We start from the raw sequence: 19098 nt of genomic DNA on the forward strand, positions 1-19098 counted from the left end.
CCGTTCTCAGGTGGCTGCGTGCCGTTCTGAGATGGCTGCGTGCCGTTCTCAGTGGCTGCGTGCCGGGCGGGCCGTGCCGAAGCGGCCGGACGGGCCTTCGCGCCGGTCGGTGCGGCCGTCGCGGCGCTGGCCGGTCGGGCGGTCGCCGGTCCGGGCCGGGCGGTCACCGAAGTGCCGGTCGCCGCCGGTCCGCTCGGTGCGCGCCGGGCGGTCGCCGAAGTGGCGCTGCTCCCCACGCGGCCGGTCCCCGAACTGCTGACGGTCCCCGAACTGCTGACGGTCACCGTACTGCGGGCGGTCGCCGTACTGAAGGCGGTCGCCGTACTGGGGGCGGTCGCCGTACTGACGGTCCCCGCCGCGGTCGCCGGACGGCCGGTCACCGTAGGGCCGCCGCGGCCGGTCGCCGAAGTTGCGCTCGCCACCGTTGCGGTCGCCGCCCCGGTCACCGTAGGAACGCTGCGGACGGTCGCCGTAACCACCGCGCTGGCGGTCACCGAACCGGCGTGGACGGTCGCCCCGCTCGCGGCGCGGCTCCGGCTCCTCGACAACCGGCACACCACTGGGCTCGCGAGCACCGGTGATGTCGGCCAGCTTCTCGTCGCCCAGGCGAACCCGGACCTCACCCGGAGCAACCCCGGCCTTGGCCATCATCGCCTGGGTGCTGCGGCGCTGCTTCGGCAGAACCAGCGTCACGACCGCGCCGGACTCGCCGGCCCGGGCGGTGCGACCGGCCCGGTGCAGGTAGTCCTTCGGGTCCTTCGGCGGGTCGACGTGCACGACCAGGGAGATGCCGTCGACGTGAATGCCGCGGGCGGCGACGTCGGTCGCCACCAGCACGTTCGTCCGGCCCTCCTTGAACTCGGCGAGCGTACGGGTACGCACCCGCTGCGTCTTGCCACCGTGCAGAGCGCCGGCACGCACACCGACCGCCGCGAGCTGCTCGGCAAGCCGGTCCACGCCCATCTGGGTGCGGGCGAAGACGATCGTCTTGCCCTCCCGGTTCGCGATCCACGAGGTGATCGGGAACTTGTCCGACGGCGGGATCAGCAGCAGGTGGTGGTCCATCGTGGACACACTGGCCTCGGCCGGAGCGGTCGAGTGCGTCACCGGGTCGTGCATGAAGCGCTTGACCAGGGTGTCGACGTCACCGTCCAGAGTGGCCGAGAAGAGCAGCCGCTGTGCGTTCTCCGGGGTCTTGGACAGCAGATCGGTGACCTCGGGCAGGAAGCCCATGTCGGCCATCTGGTCGGCCTCGTCGAGCACGGTGACCTCGACGTCGTCGAGCCGGCAGGCGCCCCGCTCGATCAGGTCGGCGAGCCGGCCCGGAGTGGCGACGATCACCTCGACGCCGCGGCGCAGAGCGTCCATCTGCCGGTCGTACGGAACCCCGCCGACAGCGGTCTTCAGGAAGACACCGACGGCCCGGCCGATCGGCATCAGCGAGTCGGCGACCTGCATCGCCAGCTCGCGGGTCGGAACCAGGATCAGAGCCTTCGGGTGGTGCGGGCGGGCCTTGCCGCCCTGCGCGGTACGCGCGAGCACGGGCAGACCGAACGCCAGGGTCTTGCCGGAACCGGTCTGTCCACGGCCCAGCACGTCACGGCCGGCCAGCGCGTCCGGAACGGTCGCGGCCTGAATCTCGAACGGGGTGGTGATGCCCTCACGGTTGAGGACCCGGACGATCTCGGCGGGAAGGCCGAGGTCGCCGAAGCTGCGGACCGGGGCGGCGGGGGCGGCCGCGGTCTCCGGCTCCTGGATTTCAGTGGCGGGGGTTTCGTTTACGGACGGAAACGTGCTGGGATCAGCGAAAGTGGTCAAGAGAACCTCTCTACGGGGGCGCATGCTCGCGAATGGCCCGCCGCGGCTGTCAGATGCAGCCGCTCGCTGAAATGCCCGCAAGAACGCCCGTGGCGTGCACCGGGTGGGCACGCCGCGTCAATAACTACCATCAGTGTACGGGTCAACGCCTGAACCGCCGACCGCATTCCCGTCGGGTAGTGGGCAGGCTCACCCCGGAGCGCAACCTCGCCAGCTTAGAGCTTGCTGCTCAGGGCAGCAAACGTCGCTGGTCACCGGTTCGAGTTAAGGCGCCTGTCGGTGACCCGTCAGTTGGTCAGGTTGTTGATCATGTCGGTGAAAGCGTCACCCGCGGTGAACACGAACACCAAGCTCATCGTGACCAGCAGACCGAGCACGGCCAGCATGGCGACGACCACCTTGAGGTTGCTGCGGCGCTGCTCGACCGGAGCGTCGTACCAACCCTGCGCCAGGATGTGGCCGGTCAGCGACCCGGAGTTCTCCAGCGGGTCCGAGACGGGCATCGTCATGTCGATCGCCGGGTAGCCGCCGGTGCTGTAGACCGTCCCCTGACCGCGCTGCTGCGGCACGCCACCGGGCACCGGATCCACGGGCGTGGTCGGCGCACCCCACGACGACTGCGGGGTCGGAGGTCCGTTGTGTACCGGCTGCGTCATGTCGATGTTCTCCGGCGGGGAGGAGTTCGGCGTGGCGGCGGGTTTGCCGTACGTCGTCGGCGGCAGACCGGCCGAGCCGGTTGGCGGCAGCGTATAGGCAGGCAGGCCACTCCCGATGACCGGGGGCGGCGGCACGATCGGCGGCATCGGGCCAGGTCCCGGGCCGGGCGGCACCGGGCTCGGTCCCGGACCCGGCGGTACGGGGTTCGGCCCCGGACCGGGCGGCACGGGATCGGGGCCTGGTCCTGGCGGCACGGGGTTCGGACCCGGGCTGGGCGGTACCGGACTGGGGCCGGGGCCCGGCGGAACCGGGCCCGGCGGAACCGGGCTGGGCGTGGGGCCAGGAGCAGGACCCGGACCTGGACCTGGTGGGACTGGGCTAGGCGCCGGATCGGGCCCGGGTGGGACCGGGCTGGGGCCCGGGCCGGGCGGCACCGGGCTCGGGCCCGGGCTGGGCGGGACCGGGCTGGGGCCCGGGCCGGGTGGCACGGGCGACGGTCCGGGGCCGGGCGGGACCGGTGAGGGCCCTGGCTCGGGCGTCGGCGTCGGGAAAGGGCCCGGCGGCTGCGGAAACGGCGGCTTGATCGGCTCCGGCCGGCTCGGCTCGCCCGGTTTCGGCTCGCCTGGCTTCGGTTCGCCCGGTTTCGGCTGACCTGGCTTCGGTTCGCCCGGCTTCGGAGGTGACGGGACCGGCTGCGGCTTCGGCTCGGACGGTTCGGGCTCACTCGGGTCCGGCTCGCCGGGCTCCGGCTTCTCCGGCTCGGGCTTGCCCGGCTCAGGCTCGGACGGTGCAGGCTTCTCCGGCTCAGGCTCCACGGGATCCGACGCGGCAACCGGCGTCAGATGCGGCGTGCCGTAGACAGACGGCCGCCCGGCTGCCTGGCCGGCGTTCAGCTCATCGGCAGCAGGCCGCAGCGCCCCTGGCACCACGGCACGCGCCGCCCCCGACCCGGGCGCAGCGGAGATAGGCCGCGCCGAACCGGCAAACCCCTTCACCCCGGCCGCCGCCCCCGAGAAGCTGCCCGGCACCGCAGCCTTACCGGCGACCGATGTCTCACCCGGCTGCCTGGCCTTGCCTGCAGCTCCACGCGCGGCAGACGTTTCGCCTGGCTGCGAGGTCTTGCTCGGTTCTTTGCTTGCGGCCTTATCTGCGGCGGACGTTTCGCCTGGCTGCGAGGTCTTGCTCGGTTCTTTGCTTGCGGCCTTATCTGCGGCGGACGTTTCGCCTGGCTGCGTGGTCTTGCTCGGTTCTTTGCTTGCGGCCTTATCTGCGGCAGACGTTTCGCCTGGCTGCGTGGTCTTGCTCAGTTCTTTGCTTGCGGCCTTACCTGCGGCGGACGTTTCGCCTGGCTGCGTGGTCTTGCTCGGTTCTTTGCTTGCGGCCTTACCTGCGGCGGAGGTTTCGCCTGGCTGCGTGGTCTTGCCCGGTTCTTCGCCTGCAACCGAGCTCTCACTCGGCCGTGCAGCCGCGCTCGCTTTTTCGCCGGTGGCCGACGTTTCGGCCGGCTGCGTGGCCTTGCTCTCGGTCGAGGTTTCGCCTGGTGTGGGGGCTGCGGCCTCGCCTGCGGTGGGAGCCGCGGCGGACACCTGCGCTTTGCCGTTCGGAGGGGTGCCGGTTCCCTCTTCCGCTTTGCCGGACGCCGGCATACTCGCGGAGTCGGACGGGGAGCTGCTTTCCGGGGCGGCAGCGGTTGAGGTCGAGCCGTTGGTGGGCTTGGCCGGGGCGGCCCACAGCGCGCCCGGGGCCGGTGGTGGCGGTGGGGTGTAGCCGTCGCTGTCGGTGGCGGGCGGGCGCGCGGCGGGCGGCGCACCGGTGTCGCCGTCCCGGGTCGCCTGCTGCTCGTCCATCTGGGTCCTCCCGACCACCGCTGCCGACGGTTCGGACGCCGGGCGCTGACCTTAACCGTGCCACATCAGCCGGTGTGAACACACCCGGCATCGGACTCACCCGGACCCCTACCGATGCCTGAGGGGCATGTGGCCGTTTCGGATGATTTTCCCGGGTGCCGTACTACACGATATCCGGACTAAATGTCGGCCTACTTCTCGTCGGACGAAGCGGACGGGGAGGCTGATTTCGACGCGGATCCCGACGGGGATTTCGACCCTGCGGTCGAAGCCACCGACGACTCCGCGGCGTTCGCCGAAGAGGTGGTGCCGCTCGGGGACTTGGAGGTCTCAGCCGCCGACGGGCTCGTGGTCGGCTTCTCCGACGTCTCCTGAGGGGCTGGAGTCGTGCTCGGAGCCGCCGGCGACGCGCTCTCCGAAGGCTTGGGCGGCGGCGAACTCGAACTGGCGCTCGGGCTCGGCGAAGTCGGCGGCGGCGACGACGGACTGGTCGGGGTGGTCGGCGAGGTGGACGTGGTCGGCGAGGTCGTCGGCCTGGTCGGCGTCGAACTCTTGCTGGGCGTCGGAGTCGTCGGCCGCGGGGTGGGACTCGTCGGGTTCGGGTTCGGGTTGGTGCCCGGCTCCTCGGGATCGGGGGTGCCGAGATCCGGGGTCTCGCCCTCGCCCTCCACCGAGCCGAACACCCGGGTGGACTGAAAGAGCCGGCTCCAGCGGACCGGTACGAGTCGAACGTTCAACCCCGTCCGCGGCGCCTCGACCATCATGCCGTTGCCCGCGTACATCGCGACGTGGTGAATGCCCGTCCAGCTGTTGGAGGAGCTGAAGAACAGCAGGTCGCCGGGGAGCAGCGAGTAGCGGTCCACCACCTTGTTGCGAGTCTGGTAGTACTGATCGCGGGAGACGCGGACCAGGGGGAACCCGACCGAGCGGTAAGCCGCGTACATCAAGCCCGAACAGTCGTACTGATCAGGGCCTTCCTCTGACCAGACGTAGGGATCGCCGCGCTGCGCGAGCGCGAACTGGAGTGCCTGGATGGCCTTCGGGTCGGCGCTGCGGCCATCGGCCGCGCCGGCCAGATACTCCGCGCCGAGCTGCTGGTCGGCCGCGTTCTCGCTGGTCTCGGCCGCGCTCAGCTCGGCCGCGTTCTTCTGCTCGAGCTTGGCCTGCGCGGCCTGCTTCTGCGTGATCCGGGTGTTGAGCTGCGTCCACTGGGCGGCCAGCGCGGTGTATCGCCCGCTGGCGGTGGTCTGCTCGGTCCGCGCGGCCTGGAGGTTGCTCTCGGCCGCCTTGAGCCGGCGGGCGGCGCTCTCGTCGGGCGGCACGTCACCGCGCTGCAGGCGGGCGAGCGCGTCGAGATCGAGCAGTCCGGAGTCAGCGTCGAGCGCACCGGGCGGGAGGGCGGCGGCCTGTCGCACAGCGGCGTCCGCGGCGGTGGCGACATCCACCTTGGCCAGCCGGATCGCCTCCTCGGCCTGGGTGATCTTCTGGCTCGCGGTGGTCGACTGGCTCTGGGCCAGATCGCGCTCCTGACCGATCCGGATCAGCTGGTCGCCGAGCGCGGCGATCTCGGCCCGGCCCTTCTCCACCTGCTGGACGATCGGGCTCGCGCTGGCACCGGGGGCGAGCAGCGTCGGGGTGGTCGTGGTCGGGCGGACCGGTGTGCCGGGCAGGATCAGCGCCCCGGTCTGCACCGGGCGGGCTCCCGCATCGGGCACCGAGGGGGTCGCGGCAACGGGTGCGCCGACCGGATCGGCCATCGCCGGAATGGGCTGGAGCAGCGCCGCGAGTGCCACCGCGGTGGCGGTCGAGATCGTGAGGGGACGTAGCCAGGTTCGTGCCAGGCGCGAGGGGGTCGGTGACCCGTACCGCAATGCCTTGGACATGAGCTCCCCGTCCGCGTCGGTCCGGACCGTCGCTTGTCGTTCCTTAAGGTTCATACCTCACGCGGAGTACCGATGTCGATCGAATGAAGGTGAAAGCACGCTGAGAATTTCTCGACTTACCGGTGCCGCGGGCAACGCCGAGCCCGTCGCGTGTCCGTTGTCAGACCCTGGACGTACTCTCGACGGCGAGGTGACGGAAAGGGGCGTACATGGATGCCGGACTGAGGCGCGAGCTCGAGGCCAAGGTCTACGCCGGTGAGCGGCTGACCCGCGAGGACGGCATCGCGCTCTACGCGTCGGACGATCTTGCCTGGCTCGGCCGGCTGGCCCACCACAAGCGCACCGAGCTGAACGGTGATCGGGTGATGTTCAACGTCAACCGGCACCTCAATCTGACCAACGTCTGCTCGGCCAGTTGTGCGTACTGCTCGTTCCAGCGTAAGCCGGGGGAGAAGGACGCGTACACGATGCGCGTCGACGAGGCCGTCCGCAAGGCCAAGGAGATGGAGGACGAGCAGCTCACCGAGCTGCACATCGTCAACGGCCTGCACCCGGCGCTGCCCTGGCGTTATTACCCCACGGTGCTGCGCGAGCTGAAGGCCGCTCTGCCCAACGTCGCGCTCAAGTGCTTCACCGCGACCGAGGTGCAGTGGTTCGAGAAGATCAGTGGCCTTCCGGCGAGCCAGATCCTGGACGAGTTGATGGAGGCCGGCCTCGAGTCGCTCACCGGCGGCGGTGCGGAGATCTTCGACTGGGAGGTCCGGCAGCACATCGTCGACCACAACTGCCACTGGGAGGACTGGTCGCGGATCCATCGGCTGGCGCACGAGAAGGGTATGCGTACGCCCGCCACGATGCTGTATGGGCACATCGAGGAGCCGCGGCACCGGGTCGACCACGTGCTGCGCCTGCGCGAGCTGCAGGACGAGACCGGCGGGTTCGCGGTGTTCATCCCGTTGCGCTATCAGCACGACTTCCACGACTCGGCGGACGGCAAGGTTCGCAACCGAATCCAGGAGCGTACGACGATGGCCGCGCCGGCCGAGTCGCTGAAGACTTTCGCGGTCTCGCGCCTGCTCTTCGACAACGTTCCGCACGTCAAGTGCTTCTGGGTGATGCACGGGCTGTCGGTCGCCCAGCTCTCGCTGAACTTCGGTGCCGACGACCTGGACGGCTCGGTGGTGGAATACAAGATCACCCACGACGCCGATTCGTACGGGACGCCGCACACCATGCACCGCGACGACCTGCTCCACCTGATCTGGGACGCCGGTTTCCAGCCGGTCGAGCGCAACACCCGCTACCAGGTCGTCCGGGAGTATGAGCAGCCGCCCACGCTGGCCGAGCGGCGCAGCGAGCCGCAACGGGTCTGGGCCTAGGAGCACCGCGATGACTCAGCAGAGGAGTGTGCGCGGTCTTCGCCGGGATGCCGGCGGGCGTCTGGCGACCATCGGCGACCTGCTGGGCTCCGCGTTCGCCGGTCTCGCTGCCGGTCTCGCCGTTCTTCTGATCTTCGAAGCGGTGCTGTCGCTGACCGGGATCAGCACGTTCGGCGACACCAATGGCTGGCTGGCACTGATCCTGCCGGTCTGGCTCTTCACCGAGGAGTTCCGGGCCGAGGGCTTCGGGGCCCACCGCATCCTGGTGGCCGGCCTGGGCGCAGGCTTCGGCGTCGCAGCGGGCATGACTGCCGCCGGGCTCATCGCCGGTTTCGTACCGGCCCTGGTCAGCGGCGGAGTCGGAGCGGCTACCGGTACGGTCGTGTATTGCCTGGTCTGGTTCTACGGTCTGCGGTGGCTCAGCCATCGGGCCGGCTGAGGGAGAGAAATCATGAGTCCCGCCGTCAAGTACACACTCGGCCGGCTCGGCCTGTTCGCGGCCTCCTTCACAGCGCTTCTGCCAGTGCCGCTCAACCCGCTGGTCAAGCTGATGGTCGCGTTCGTGGCGTCGGCCGCCCTCTCGTTCCTGCTGCTGCGCAAGTGGCGCGATGAGATGGCCGAGCAGCTCGGTTCGATCGCTTCCAAGCGGTCGGCCGAGAAGGAGCGGTTGCGCTCGGCCCTCGCCGGCGACGAGACCGCAGCAGCCGCCGGCGACCGGGTGACCGCGGCCGACGCCGAAGACGCGGCGCCAGGCAAAGCCAAGGCCTGAGGGCCGCGCCTAGCGCCACGAGCGGCTGGAAGCTGAACAGCCGCGCCTGGCCTTGTTGTAAGGCTCAGAAGTTGGGTGGTCGCGTCCGGCTCTGTGGGTCGGTGGCCCGGGGGTTGGGTGGCCGCGTCCGGCTCTGTCGGTCAGCGCCCAGAAGCGGAGCGGCCTTGTCTGGCTCTGTTGGCCAACGTCCAGAGGTGAGCTGGTCACGGTGGCGGCCGGGGAGATCTACGTGCTGGGTGACAATCGGGATGCGGCGCAGGATTCGCGGCATTGGGGCACGTTCGGGATGAACGAGGTGGAAGGGCGAATCGTGCTACTCGGCTGAGCCGGAGAAACGGCGGTGGGTTAGCGTTTCCTCAGACCGCGCCGCAGCGAAGCCGGTGAGAAACCGGAGCTGTCCCGCAACTGTGATCCCTCCGTTCGTGAGGTCTAGCCAGGTCGCCTGGGCGTCGGTCGCGAAGTAGCGCTCTCGGGGAGGGGCGCCTCGCGGGCGGCGGCCGAGAGTGGCCCCTGTCGGCGAAGCACCACATGCCCTGCCGACAGGAGGAATCGTGAAACGTCTGCTCGCCGCCGCGGTGGCGGCTATCGCTCTGCTGACCGCCGGCTGTGGCGGGGACAGCAAGGAGCCGGCCGCCGGTTCGTCCAGCGCGTCCGCCGCGTACCCGGTCACGGTCGGAACCGTGACCCTCGATGCCCGGCCGGAGAAGATCGTCTCGCTCAGCCCGACCGCCACCGAGATGCTCTTCGCCGTCGGCGCCGGGCCGCAGGTGACCGCGGTCGACGACCAGTCGAACTATCCGGCCGAGGCACCGAAGACCGACCTCTCCGGCTTCAAGCCGAACGCGGAGGCGATCGCCGCCAAGGACCCGGACCTGGTGCTGCTCTCCAACGACACCGACAACATCGTCGCCCAGCTCGGGAAACTCGAGATTCCGGTCTATCTGACGCCGGCCGCGGTCACGCTCGAGGACACCTACCGGGAGATCCGCGAGATCGGCACGCTGACCGGCCACGCGGCCGAGGCGGAGAAGGTCAGCACCGAGATGGCCGCGAAGATCGACGGGATCGTCAAGTCGGTGCCGGCCCGGAGCAAGCCGCTCAGCTACTTCTACGAGCTGGGCCCGGAGCTCTACACGGCTACCTCGAAGACCTTCATCGGTTCGGTGTTCACGCTGTTCGGCATGACGAACGTGGCGGACTCCGCGGACCCGGACGGCAAGCTCGGCGGATATCCGCAGATGGCGCAGGAGGCGCTGGTCAAGGCGAACCCGGACACCGTGTTCCTGGCCGATGCCAAGTGCTGCCAGCAGTCCGCCGAGACGGTCAAGGCCCGCAACGGCTGGGCGGCCGTGACCGCGGTGCAGAAGGGGCAGATCTACCCGCTCGATGACGACATCGCGTCGCGCTGGGGTCCCCGTACCGTTGATCTTGTGCAGGCCGTCGCCGATGCGGTGAGCGGAATCCCCGCATGATCCTCCGCCGCAGCGCGGCGGAGAACCGCTACGCGGCGGAGAGCCGCAGCGCGGCCGAGAGCCCCAGCGCGGCGGAGAGCCGCAGCGCCGCGGCGAGGGGAGTGAGCTCGAGGCCGGCCGGGCTGCGCCCGGCATGGCTGATCGCCGGCGTGCTGGCGGTGCTGGTCGCAGTGATCGCCGGGCTGGCCTTCGGCACGGTCTCGCTGCCGCCCGGAAGCGTCGCGCTGGCGATTCTCGATCTGCTGCCGGGCGTACGCCTGAACAGCGGCCTGACCGAGCGGGAAACCGCCATCCTGCTCCAGCTCCGGCTGCCCCGGGTGGTCCTGGGCCTGCTGGTCGGGGCGATGCTGGCGCTGGCCGGCGCCGCGTATCAGGGCGCGTTCCGCAACCCGCTGGCCGACCCGCACCTGCTCGGTGTGGCGGCCGGCGCCGGCCTCGGGGTCACCACGGTGATCGTGCTGCGCGCTGGTACGACGGCCGAGCTCCCGGTCGGCGTACCGTTAGCGGCCTTCGCCGGTGCGATCGGCGCGGTGATCCTGACCTGGCTGCTCGGTTCGGCCGGTGGCCGCGAGCGGGGCCCGGCCGCGCTGATCCTGGCCGGCGTCGCGGTGTCGGCGTTCCTGGCCGCCGGGCAGACCTACCTGCTGCAGCGGAACGTCGAGTCGCTGCGTGAGGTGTACTCCTGGCTGCTCGGCCGGCTCGCCACGGCAGGCTGGCACGACGTCCTGGTGATCCTGCCGTATGCCCTGGTCACTGCCGTGATCGTGCTGACCCGGCGGCGCGAGCTGGATGTCCTGACCGTCGGTGACGCTGAGGCGATGAGTCTCGGTCTGCACCCGCAGCGCAGCCGGTATCTGTTGATCATCGCGGCGTCGCTGGGCACCGCGGCTGCGGTCTCGGTCTCCGGGCTGATCGGGTTCGTCGGGATCATCGTGCCGCACACGATCCGGCTGCTCAGCGGGCCGAGCTACCGGTCGCTGCTGCCGTTGTCGCTGCTGTTCGGGGCGGCGTTCCTGGTGCTGACCGACCTGTTGGCGCGGACCGTCGGCGGGGATGCCGAGATTCCGATCGGGGTGGTCACGGCGTTCCTCGGCGCGCCGTTCTTCGTCCTGGTGATGCGGACCAGCCGGGCGGTGCCGACATGACAGCCATCGCGGTCGAGAAACTCACGGTACGGCTGGACGGCACCCTCATCGTCGACGGCGTCGATCTGGACGTCGCCGAGGGTGAGTGGGTGACCGTCATCGGCCCGAACGGCGCGGGGAAGTCGACGGCGCTGCGGGCGATCGGTGGTCTGCTGCCGTTCGAGGGGACGGTGTGCCTGCACGGCACCGCGGTCGACCAGCTGCACCGGCGGGAGCGGGCCAAGGCCATCGCCACCGTCATGCAGTCGCCGGTGGTGCCGCCGGCTATGCGGGTCTTCGACTATGTGCTGTTGGGGCGTACGCCGTACATCCCGCCGCTGGGCCGCGAGTCGGCCGCCGACCTGGACGTGGTCGACGAGGTCCTGGACGCGCTGGACCTGGCCGCGTTCGCCGGCCGCCGTCTGGACACCCTGTCCGGCGGTGAGCGGCAGCGGGTCTTCCTGGCCCGTGCGCTCGCACAGGGCGCGGGCATCCTGCTGCTGGACGAACCGACCAGCGCGCTGGACATCGGGCACCAGCAGGAGGTGCTGGAGCTGGTCGACCGGCTGCGGGCGGAGCGGGGCCTGACCGTGCTCGCCACCATGCACGACCTGTCGACGGCGGGCGAGTACGCCGACCGGATGGTGTTGCTGGCGGGCGGCCGGGTGGTCGCCGCGGGCACGCCGACCGAGGTGCTGACCGAGGCGAACCTGGCTGAGCACTACCGGGTCAAGGTGCGCGTGATCGAGGGAGATCATGGCCCGTTGGTGGTGGCAGTCCGTATTTAAGGAAAGGTCCGTACTTGAGGAAAAGCGGGCCGCGAACCGAACCGCAACCGAGCGGCGACCGGTCTGCACTCCGGGGGCCCCGGAACGGCCCGAACTGATGGGCATGACGGACACGATGGTGGTGGAGCTCGGACTGCAGGCCATGAGCGTTGCGGCGAAGATGTCGGCGCCGGTGCTGCTGACCGCCCTGGCGGTCGGATTCGCGATCTCGCTGTTCCAGTCGGTGACCCAGATCCAGGAGGCGACGCTCTCGTTCGTGCCGAAGGCGGTGGCGATCGGTGCGGCGCTGCTGCTCTGCGGCAACTGGATGCTGCGGGAGATGATGACGTACACGGAGCAGTTGTTCGAGAAGCTGCCGGCCCTGCTGGGCTGAGGGAGCAACGAGAAAGAGGCCGCCCATCGGGCGGCCTTTTCGTTTACCTGGTGGCGGCGAGGATCGCGAACATCGCGCCCTGCGGATCCTCGAGCACCGCGTAGCGCCCGACGTCGATCGTCACGGGTGGGTAGATGATCCGGGCGCCCAGCCCGTACGCATGATCGGCCGCGATGTCGCAGTCACCGACCGCGAAATACACCAGCCAGTGCGGCAGCAGATCGTCCGGCCAGGCGCTGCCGATCATCAGCTGCATGCCGGCGACCTGCGCGTGGTTGCGTTCGCAGATCACGTACGGCAACTCGCCCATCCGGGTGTCCCGGAACGACCAGTCGAAAACGGCGCCGTAGAACGCTTTCGCCCCTTCCAGGTCGCGGGTGTTCAGCTCGGCCCAGGTGAGCGCACCGGGCAGGTCGAAGACCTCGGCGCCGCGCATCATCCCGGCCTCCCAGACGCTGAAGGGCGCACCCGCCGGGTCCAGGAACGCGGCCATCCGCCCCTGATCCATCACGTCGAACGGCGGCACCAGCACTTTTCCGGCCGCGGCCTCGACCCGGGCGGCGACGACATCGGCGTCCTCGGCGGCGATGTACGTACTCCAGGCGGTCGGCTGGCCCTCCCCGAACAGCGGCCCGGCCCCGGCCACCGGCAGCCCGTTGAGCAGGAACGTCGTGTAGCCACCGAAGTCGTCGCCGGACACCTCCGCGGTCCAGCCGAACAGCGTCGTGTAGAAACGGATCGCGTCCTCGAGGTCGGCGGTGGCCAGATCCACCCAGTTCGGCACGCCGGGCGATGGAGCGGTCATGGGTCGCATCGTTGCATTCCCATGCCTGTTACCGGATAGAACTGTCGTTGTTCTAGCCGAATCTGCGACCTTCGTCTCGCCGGTACGCCCACACGGCGAGGACCGCGAACAGCCCCGTCCACCCGACGAGCGTCACCGTCGGCCACACCTCCAGCGGGTAGTCCCCGACCGCCGCCCACATCAGCCGGGCCGCGCCACCGGTCGGCAGATACGGCGCGATGTCCTCGACGAAACCGGGTGCTCCGCCGGGTGGCGCCATCAACCCGCCGCCGAACGCCAGCGGCAGGAACAGCAGCTGAGCCACCACGATCGCGGCCTTCTGCGGCAGCGAGTAGCCGATCGCGAGGCCCATCAGGATGAACGGCAGCGTGATCCCGACGGTCACCGCGACGGTGGCGAGGAACTCGGTCGCCGACAGCGTCGCCGCGGTCAGCAGCGTGGCGATCAGAAGGACCGGGGTCAGGGCCACGGCCATCATCACCAGGCCGGCCAGCATCCGTCCGGCGAATCGGGGGGCGGCGCCGGCCGGCAGCGTACGCACGAACGGGTCCCACGGCTGGGCCCGGTCCTCGGCGACACCGATGCCGTACTGGAAGAGGTTGGTGCTCATCACCGTGAACGTCACCATCGACGCCGTCGCGTAGGTCGCGGCGACCGGTGAGTCGCCGGCGAACGGGACCACGAACGCGAGCATCGCCAGAGCCGGCCAGACCGCGTTGCCGACCACCGCGATCGGGATCCGGAACACCTCGATGACCTGGAACTTGGCGTGGGTCAGGGTCAGCGAGGACATGACGGCTCCCGGGTCAGCGTCAGGAACGCCTCCTCCAGCGAGGTGGGGCGTACCTCCAGGTCGCGGAACGGCACGTCGTGCGCGACCAGAGCGCGGACCAGGCGATCCGCGTCTGCGGTGAGGAGATGCAGGCGGTCCGCCGCACGCTCCACACTCACCAGACCGTCCAGATCCGGCAACGGTACGGCTGACGTCAGGCTGACCCGGCGTATCCCGACCAGCTCGCGAACCGCCGTCACGCTGTCGTCGGCGAGCACCCGCCCACCCGCCAGCACCACGACGCGGCGGGCCAGCGCCTCGATCTCCTCCAGGTAGTGGCTGGTCAGCACGACGGTGCCACCCTCGCGGTGGAACTCCCGGATGCCGTCCCAGAGCGAGCGGCGCGCCTCGACGTCCAGGCCGGTGGTCGGCTCGTCGAGGAAGACGATGCTGGGCCGGCCGACGAAGGCCAGGGCCACGGCGAGACGGCGACGCTGTCCGCCGGAGAGGCCGCCGGTCTGTCGGCGGACCAGGTCGGACAGGCCGAACCGGTCGAGCAACTCGCCCTTGTCGAGCGGGTCGGGGTAGTGCGCGCGTACGAAATCAACGACCTCGCCGACGCGAAGCGAGGCGGGCAGCCCGGTCTCCTGCGGGGTGACACCCAGCGTGCGCCGGCTCGCCGGATCGCGCGGGTCGCCGCCGCAGAGCTCGACCCGGCCGGACGTCGGCCGGCGAATGCCGATGAACAGGTTGACCAGGGTGCTCTTGCCCGCGCCGTTCGGCCCGAGCAGACCGACCAGCTCGCCGGCCCGCACCTCGAGGTCGACGCCGTCCAGAGCGAGGGTGTTGCCGTAGCGCCGACTGACGTTGTCGGCTCGTGCCTGGATCATTTCTCCTCCCCGGGTAACAGGCTGCGTAGTGCGGTGACGTACTCCTCGAAGGCCAGACGGCCGCGCCGGGTCAGGCGGACCAGGGTGGCCGGTGTGCGGCCGCGGTGGGTCTTGGTGACCTCGACATAGCCGGCGTCCTCGAGTTTGCGCAGGTGGACTGAGAGGTTGCCGGCGGTCATCCGGAGGATCTCCTGCAGTCGCGGGAAGGCGATCGAGTCACACTCGCCCAGCTGGGAGAGGGCGGAGACCACCCGGAGCCGGGCCTGCGCGTGGATGACCGGGTCGAGGTCGGGCAGCGTCTCGTCGCTCATCGCAGCCGCAACCAGCCGACGAGGCCGGCGACCAGCAGCCCGCCACCACCGGCGACTGCGACGATGAGCGCGTGCCACCCGGGTCCGATCAGGACACCGACGATGTTGACGCCGTTGATCCAGGCGCCGAGAACGAACATGTTCCGGTCGTTCCAGATCGCGCCGCCGGCCATGTAGAGCGTGCCGACCAGGGTGACCATGCCGCCGCCCCAGAGCAGGCCCACCAGGTGCTCCGGGAGGGCGTCGCTGACCCGGGCGATGACGATGGCCAGCCCGGTGGATCCGGCTGACCAGGCGAAACCGTACATCGCGCCCTGTCGGCTGCCGGGACCGGAGATCTGCCGGCCGGACCGCATGCCGACCACGCCGGTGATCGTCCCGGCGATCACGATCGAGGCGATGAGGGCCACCATCGGCACCCAGTCGGGCATGTCGACGAGGACGCGGCCGCCCGGACCGTAGCGCAGGAAGAACAGGCCGGATCCGACCAGCCAGGCGACACCCCACGGCCAGAACATCCATCGCGGATCCGGTGTCAGCTCGCGCTCGAGGTTGGCCTGCTCACGCTGGATCAGGCGCAGTGCCTCGGCGGGGTCCTCAATAGAGGGTTCGTCCATGGCGCAACTTTACAGCGCAAAGTCAAAGAACTTTGTGCCATAAACCTCGACGGCTGGTTAACCGGGCTGTGCCACGAGCCCGGGAACAGCCCGGTTAGCCAGCCGAACTACGCTCTTGGGGTGATCTTGCGTGCGGCGACGGTGGGCGAGCTGCCCGCGGTTCTGGAGTTCTGGCAGGTGGCGGCAGAGAACGACAGCCGGCCGGTGGACACTCCGGCTGCGATCGAGGCCCTGCACCGGCGCGATCCGGAAGCGTTGATCCTGGCGGTGGACGGCGACGAGATCGTCGGAACAGTGATCGCCGGATGGGACGGCTGGCGCTGCCACCTCTACCGGCTCGCGGTCGCTCCATGGCGGCGCCGGGAAGGCATCGGCGGCCGGCTGATTGCCGCGGCCGAGGGCCGATTCCAAAACTTCGGGGGTACGCGTTCCGACGCCATGGTCCTCGACGACAACACCCTGGCCCATGGCATCTGGGCAGCTCAGGGCTACCGGCAGCAGGCGGAGTGGTCTCGCTGGGTGAAAGCGCTGTAGCGGTTATCCACAGCCCGAACGCCCGGGCTGTGGATAACCGTGTTGCTCAGCGACCCAGCGCGGCGAGCGCGGCCCGCACCTGGCCCAGCGGGTCCGGTCCGAACGGGCGCAGCACCACGGTGCTCACCCCGGTCTCGGTCAGGGTCCGCACCTTGGCCGGGACATCCGACGCCGACCCGACCAGCGCGAACACCTCCTCCGGGGTGACGCCCAGGAAGCCGGCCTGTGTGACCAGGGCCTCGCGGGCAGTCCGCGCCGCACGCTCGGCGTCATCGTCGATGTGCAGGAAGGCGAACCCGATCACCTCGTGATCCTCCCCGGCGCCGCCCCGGCGGATGTGACCGATCGACTCGGTGATCTGCGCCGGGCTCAGGCCCTCGACCAGGATCGTGCCGTCGGCCGCGCGACCGGAGAGCTCCAGGGAACGCGGGCGCACCACACCGGTCACCACCGGCGGGACCACCGAGGGCGGGTGCACCAGGCTGATCCCGTCCAGGTGCACCTCGCGGCCGTCGACCGTGACGGTCTCGCCACGCAGCAACTGGCGGACCGCGGTCACAGTCTCCTCGAGCATGGCGAGCGGCGACTTCGGTGCGACACCGACCTGGCGCATCCAGTCCGGCACGCCGTGACCGAGACCGGCCACCACCCGGCCGGGGAACACCCGGGCCAGGTTGGCGATCTCCATGGCGTACAGGGCGGGGCTGCGCAGCGGCGCGGGCGCGATGCCGATGCCGACCCGCAACCGGGAGGTGGCGGCCAGGGCGATCGCCGCGGCGCTGACACCGCCGGTCCAGCCGAGGTCCTCCACCACCCACAGGTCGTCCGCGCCGGCCTCGTCCAGCGCGCGGGCGAAACCGGGGAGCTCTTCAGGGGGAATGTCGCGGTCGAACATCACTCCGATACGGGGCATCAAGCGATCTTAAGCGGTTCAGGCAGCGATTTGGCGTGCAGCACGGAAAGCCTGGTGACGGCCCGGGTGAGGACCACGTAGAGGCGGTTCAGGCCCTTCGGTTCGGCGGCCACGATGTCGGCCGGCTCGTGGACGATCACGTGGTCGTACTCCAGGCCTTTGACGACCGTGGCGGGAACCACCGTGACGCGCGCTTCGGCATCGACGTCGTCGGGCGTCGCGTGCTCGATCCCGGCCGCGTCGAGGTGGGCGCGGAGCCGCTCGACCGCGGCATCCGCCGCGATCACCGCGACCGAACCCTCGTGCGCGAGCGCGGCGGTCACCTCGGCCATCGTCCGGGCATCGAGGTCGTCCGGCTCGGGCACCGCGATGACGGCGAGATCGCCGTCGCGGCGCAGCGAGACCGCCTCCGGCACATTCACCCCGAGCGCCGGCAGCAGGCGGTTTGCCAGGGTCACGACCGCTTCCGGTACGCGAAAACCCACGGTCAAGGGCACTACCGGCGCGTCCGGCTTGCCCAGATGACCGAGGATGTCCCGCCAGTCCGTGGTGGCCCACGGGGCGGTGCCCTGCGCCAGGTCGCCGAGCAGCGTGATCGACCCGTGCTCGCTGCGCCGGGCCAGCGCACGCGCCTGCATGGGCGACAGGTCCTGCGCCTCGTCGACGACGACGTGACCGAAACTGGTCTCCCGCTCCAGCAGTCCGGCGGCCTCGTCGAGCAGCAGCAGGTCGGCCGTGGTGAACCGGGCCGACTTCACCGTCTTCGGCGGTTTCGCCCAGCGGATCGCCTCCTGCTCGTCGGCGGTGAGGATGCCGTCGGCCACCGATGGATCGGTGAGCACACCGGCGACCAGCGCCTCCGGGGTGACGGCCGGCCAGGTCTGCTCCAGGAACTCGGTCACCGGGGCGACCTTGCGCATCTTGCGCAGCCAGGGCTCGCTGGGCGAGTTGCCGGTCCGGTACTCCGACTGGCGCTGCAGCAGGCCCACCACCCGGGCCAGCACCCGCTCCCGGCCGACCGCGTACGGCAGGCCCTCGCGGCGGGCCTCGTCGACGAGCCGGCGCAGTGGTTCGGCATCGATCCGCCACCGGTACGACCCGTCGGACACCATGATCGGCTCGGTGGGTTTCCGCAGGCGGCCCCACAGCGCCTTACGGAGCACCTCCGCCATGCGTACGTCATGTTTGACCGCCGTTGCCGCCGCCGAGTCGACGGCCTTGACCGGCGCCCGGCCGATCAGTTCGTCCAGGGTGGACTGCTGCACCTCGACCTCGCCGAGGGTCGGCAGGACCGCGGAGATGTACGAGAGGAACGCGGTGTTCGGCCCGACGATCAGCACCCCGGACCGGCGTAGGCGCTCGCGGTGCAGGTAGAGCAGGTAGGCGGCGCGGTGCAGGCCGACCGCGGTCTTCCCGGTGCCCGGCGCGCCCTGCACACAGATCGAGTCGCCCAGCTCGGCCCGGACCAGCTCGTCCTGCTCCGGCTGGATGGTGGCGACGATGTCGCGCATCGGCCCGACGCGCGGCCGCTCGATCTCGGCGTACAGGATGCGGCTCTTCGTCCCCAGCTCCTCGCCGCGATCCAGGTGCTCGTCCTCGAAGCTGGTCAGGTCGCCCTTGACGAAGCCGAACCGGCGGCGGGTGGAGACGCCCTGCGGATCGCGCACGCTGGCCCGGTAGAAGCTGCGGGAGAGCGGTGCCCGCCAGTCCAGCACCATCGGCTCGCCCAGGTCGTCGGTGACGTGCCGACGGCCCACGTGGTACGCGCTGTCCTCGATGTCGAGGCGCCCGAAGAAGAGCGGGGTGTCCGGGTCGTCGGCCAGCTCCTTGACCCGGCGGGCCATGTGCCGGCCCAGTTGTTCGGCGGTGTAGGCGTCCCCGGCCACCTTGTCGCCGGTCGCGAAGAGCGACTCGGCGCGGTCGCGCATCCGGCGCAGCGCGGCCCGGGACTCAGTGAGATGGGTACGTTCGGCAGTGAGTTCGGTGTCCAGGTCAGAAGCGGGCACAGGTCATCCCTAGGGCTGATCAGGCTGCTGCTCGCGTATCCGATGCGGGCGGGTCGGCCGCCCCTCGGCGCGGGGACGCCCGCTGCGGTGCATGCTCACCACGGCCGTCAAGCGGCCCTCCACGCTACGCCTTCGGCCGG

Annotated in this window: 19 protein-coding genes; 9 read left to right on the forward strand and 10 right to left on the reverse strand. The window is 70.4% G+C overall.

What is annotated here, in order from left to right:
- Nucleotides 1-48: 48 nt before the first annotated feature.
- From OHA21_RS40540 to OHA21_RS40550, 3 genes are all read right to left on the reverse strand, one after another.
- Nucleotides 49-1818 (reverse strand): DEAD/DEAH box helicase, encoded by a 1770-nt coding sequence (locus OHA21_RS40540; RefSeq protein ID WP_328464356.1) that lies wholly within the window; start codon nt 1816-1818, stop codon nt 49-51.
- Nucleotides 1819-2105: 287 nt separating this feature from the next.
- The gene (locus OHA21_RS40545; RefSeq protein ID WP_328464358.1) at nt 2106-2621 is read right to left on the reverse strand and encodes a hypothetical protein; all 516 of its coding nucleotides are present in this window, start codon (nt 2619-2621) and stop codon (nt 2106-2108) included.
- Between the two features lie 1892 nt (nt 2622-4513).
- Nucleotides 4514-6205, reverse strand: coding sequence for a C40 family peptidase (locus OHA21_RS40550; protein ID WP_328464360.1), 1692 nt, complete (start codon nt 6203-6205; stop codon nt 4514-4516).
- A 209-nt stretch (nt 6206-6414) separates the two neighbouring features.
- Here OHA21_RS40550 and mqnE point away from each other — a divergent pair, with 209 nt between their 5' ends.
- The 8 genes from mqnE (at nt 6415) to fliQ (ending at nt 12110) form a co-directional block, all read left to right on the forward strand.
- Nucleotides 6415-7584 (forward strand): aminofutalosine synthase MqnE, encoded by a 1170-nt coding sequence (gene mqnE, locus OHA21_RS40555; protein WP_328464362.1) that lies wholly within the window; start codon nt 6415-6417, stop codon nt 7582-7584.
- A gap of 10 nt (nt 7585-7594) precedes the next feature.
- Nucleotides 7595-8023 (forward strand): hypothetical protein, encoded by a 429-nt coding sequence (locus OHA21_RS40560; protein WP_328464364.1) that lies wholly within the window; start codon nt 7595-7597, stop codon nt 8021-8023.
- A 12-nt stretch (nt 8024-8035) separates the two neighbouring features.
- Nucleotides 8036-8353: a DUF4229 domain-containing protein gene (locus OHA21_RS40565; protein WP_328464366.1), complete on the forward strand. Its 318-nt coding sequence runs from the start codon at nt 8036-8038 to the stop codon at nt 8351-8353.
- Between the two features lie 208 nt (nt 8354-8561).
- Nucleotides 8562-8678 carry a S26 family signal peptidase gene (locus OHA21_RS52850; protein WP_442874983.1) on the forward strand — a complete coding sequence of 39 codons (117 nt, stop codon included), beginning with the start codon at nt 8562-8564 and terminating at the stop codon, nt 8676-8678.
- Between the two features lie 226 nt (nt 8679-8904).
- Nucleotides 8905-9825 (forward strand): ABC transporter substrate-binding protein, encoded by a 921-nt coding sequence (locus tag OHA21_RS40570; protein ID WP_328464368.1) that lies wholly within the window; start codon nt 8905-8907, stop codon nt 9823-9825.
- Nucleotides 9822-10970 (forward strand): FecCD family ABC transporter permease, encoded by a 1149-nt coding sequence (locus tag OHA21_RS40575; protein ID WP_328464370.1) that lies wholly within the window; start codon nt 9822-9824, stop codon nt 10968-10970. Before OHA21_RS40570 ends, OHA21_RS40575 begins: the two co-directional genes overlap by 4 nt.
- Complete coding sequence (locus OHA21_RS40580) at nt 10967-11737, forward strand: ABC transporter ATP-binding protein (RefSeq protein ID WP_328464372.1); 771 nt, start codon at nt 10967-10969, stop codon at nt 11735-11737. The genes OHA21_RS40575 and OHA21_RS40580 overlap by 4 nt, the downstream gene beginning before the upstream one ends.
- A 103-nt stretch (nt 11738-11840) precedes the next feature.
- Nucleotides 11841-12110 (forward strand): flagellar biosynthesis protein FliQ, encoded by a 270-nt coding sequence (fliQ, locus tag OHA21_RS40585; protein WP_328460133.1) that lies wholly within the window; start codon nt 11841-11843, stop codon nt 12108-12110.
- A 43-nt stretch (nt 12111-12153) separates the two neighbouring features.
- Here the strand turns inward: fliQ and OHA21_RS40590 are convergent, their stop codons facing one another.
- The 5 genes from OHA21_RS40590 to OHA21_RS40610 are packed head-to-tail and all read right to left on the reverse strand — an operon-like array spanning nt 12154 to nt 15505.
- Nucleotides 12154-12915, reverse strand: coding sequence for a VOC family protein (locus OHA21_RS40590; RefSeq protein ID WP_328464374.1), 762 nt, complete (start codon nt 12913-12915; stop codon nt 12154-12156).
- A gap of 52 nt (nt 12916-12967) precedes the next feature.
- Nucleotides 12968-13708 (reverse strand): ABC transporter permease, encoded by a 741-nt coding sequence (locus tag OHA21_RS40595; RefSeq protein WP_328464376.1) that lies wholly within the window; start codon nt 13706-13708, stop codon nt 12968-12970.
- On the reverse strand, nt 13696-14577 hold the full coding sequence (locus tag OHA21_RS40600; RefSeq protein ID WP_328464378.1) for an ABC transporter ATP-binding protein: 882 nt from the start codon (nt 14575-14577) through the stop codon (nt 13696-13698). The genes OHA21_RS40595 and OHA21_RS40600 overlap by 13 nt, the downstream gene beginning before the upstream one ends.
- Nucleotides 14574-14888, reverse strand: a complete 315-nt coding sequence (locus OHA21_RS40605) for a winged helix-turn-helix domain-containing protein (RefSeq protein WP_328464380.1) — start codon at nt 14886-14888, stop codon at nt 14574-14576. The genes OHA21_RS40600 and OHA21_RS40605 overlap by 4 nt, the downstream gene beginning before the upstream one ends.
- The gene (locus OHA21_RS40610) at nt 14885-15505 is read right to left on the reverse strand and encodes a transporter (protein ID WP_328464382.1); all 621 of its coding nucleotides are present in this window, start codon (nt 15503-15505) and stop codon (nt 14885-14887) included. The genes OHA21_RS40605 and OHA21_RS40610 overlap by 4 nt, the downstream gene beginning before the upstream one ends.
- A gap of 120 nt (nt 15506-15625) precedes the next feature.
- On the opposite strand from OHA21_RS40610, the gene OHA21_RS40615 reads away from it, so the two are divergent.
- Nucleotides 15626-16039: a GNAT family N-acetyltransferase gene (locus OHA21_RS40615; RefSeq protein ID WP_328464384.1), complete on the forward strand. Its 414-nt coding sequence runs from the start codon at nt 15626-15628 to the stop codon at nt 16037-16039.
- A 46-nt stretch (nt 16040-16085) separates the two neighbouring features.
- Here OHA21_RS40615 and OHA21_RS40620 read toward each other — a convergent pair whose 3' ends face one another.
- Both OHA21_RS40620 and OHA21_RS40625 read right to left on the reverse strand, forming a co-directional pair.
- Nucleotides 16086-16952: an LLM class flavin-dependent oxidoreductase gene (locus tag OHA21_RS40620; RefSeq protein WP_328464386.1), complete on the reverse strand. Its 867-nt coding sequence runs from the start codon at nt 16950-16952 to the stop codon at nt 16086-16088.
- Complete coding sequence (locus tag OHA21_RS40625; protein ID WP_328464388.1) at nt 16952-18958, reverse strand: HelD family protein; 2007 nt, start codon at nt 18956-18958, stop codon at nt 16952-16954. The genes OHA21_RS40620 and OHA21_RS40625 overlap by 1 nt, the downstream gene beginning before the upstream one ends.
- Between the last annotated feature and the right edge of the window lie 140 nt (nt 18959-19098).

It is taken from the genome of Actinoplanes sp. NBC_00393 (assembly GCF_036053395.1).
Taxonomy (GTDB): Bacteria; Actinomycetota; Actinomycetes; order Mycobacteriales; family Micromonosporaceae; genus Actinoplanes.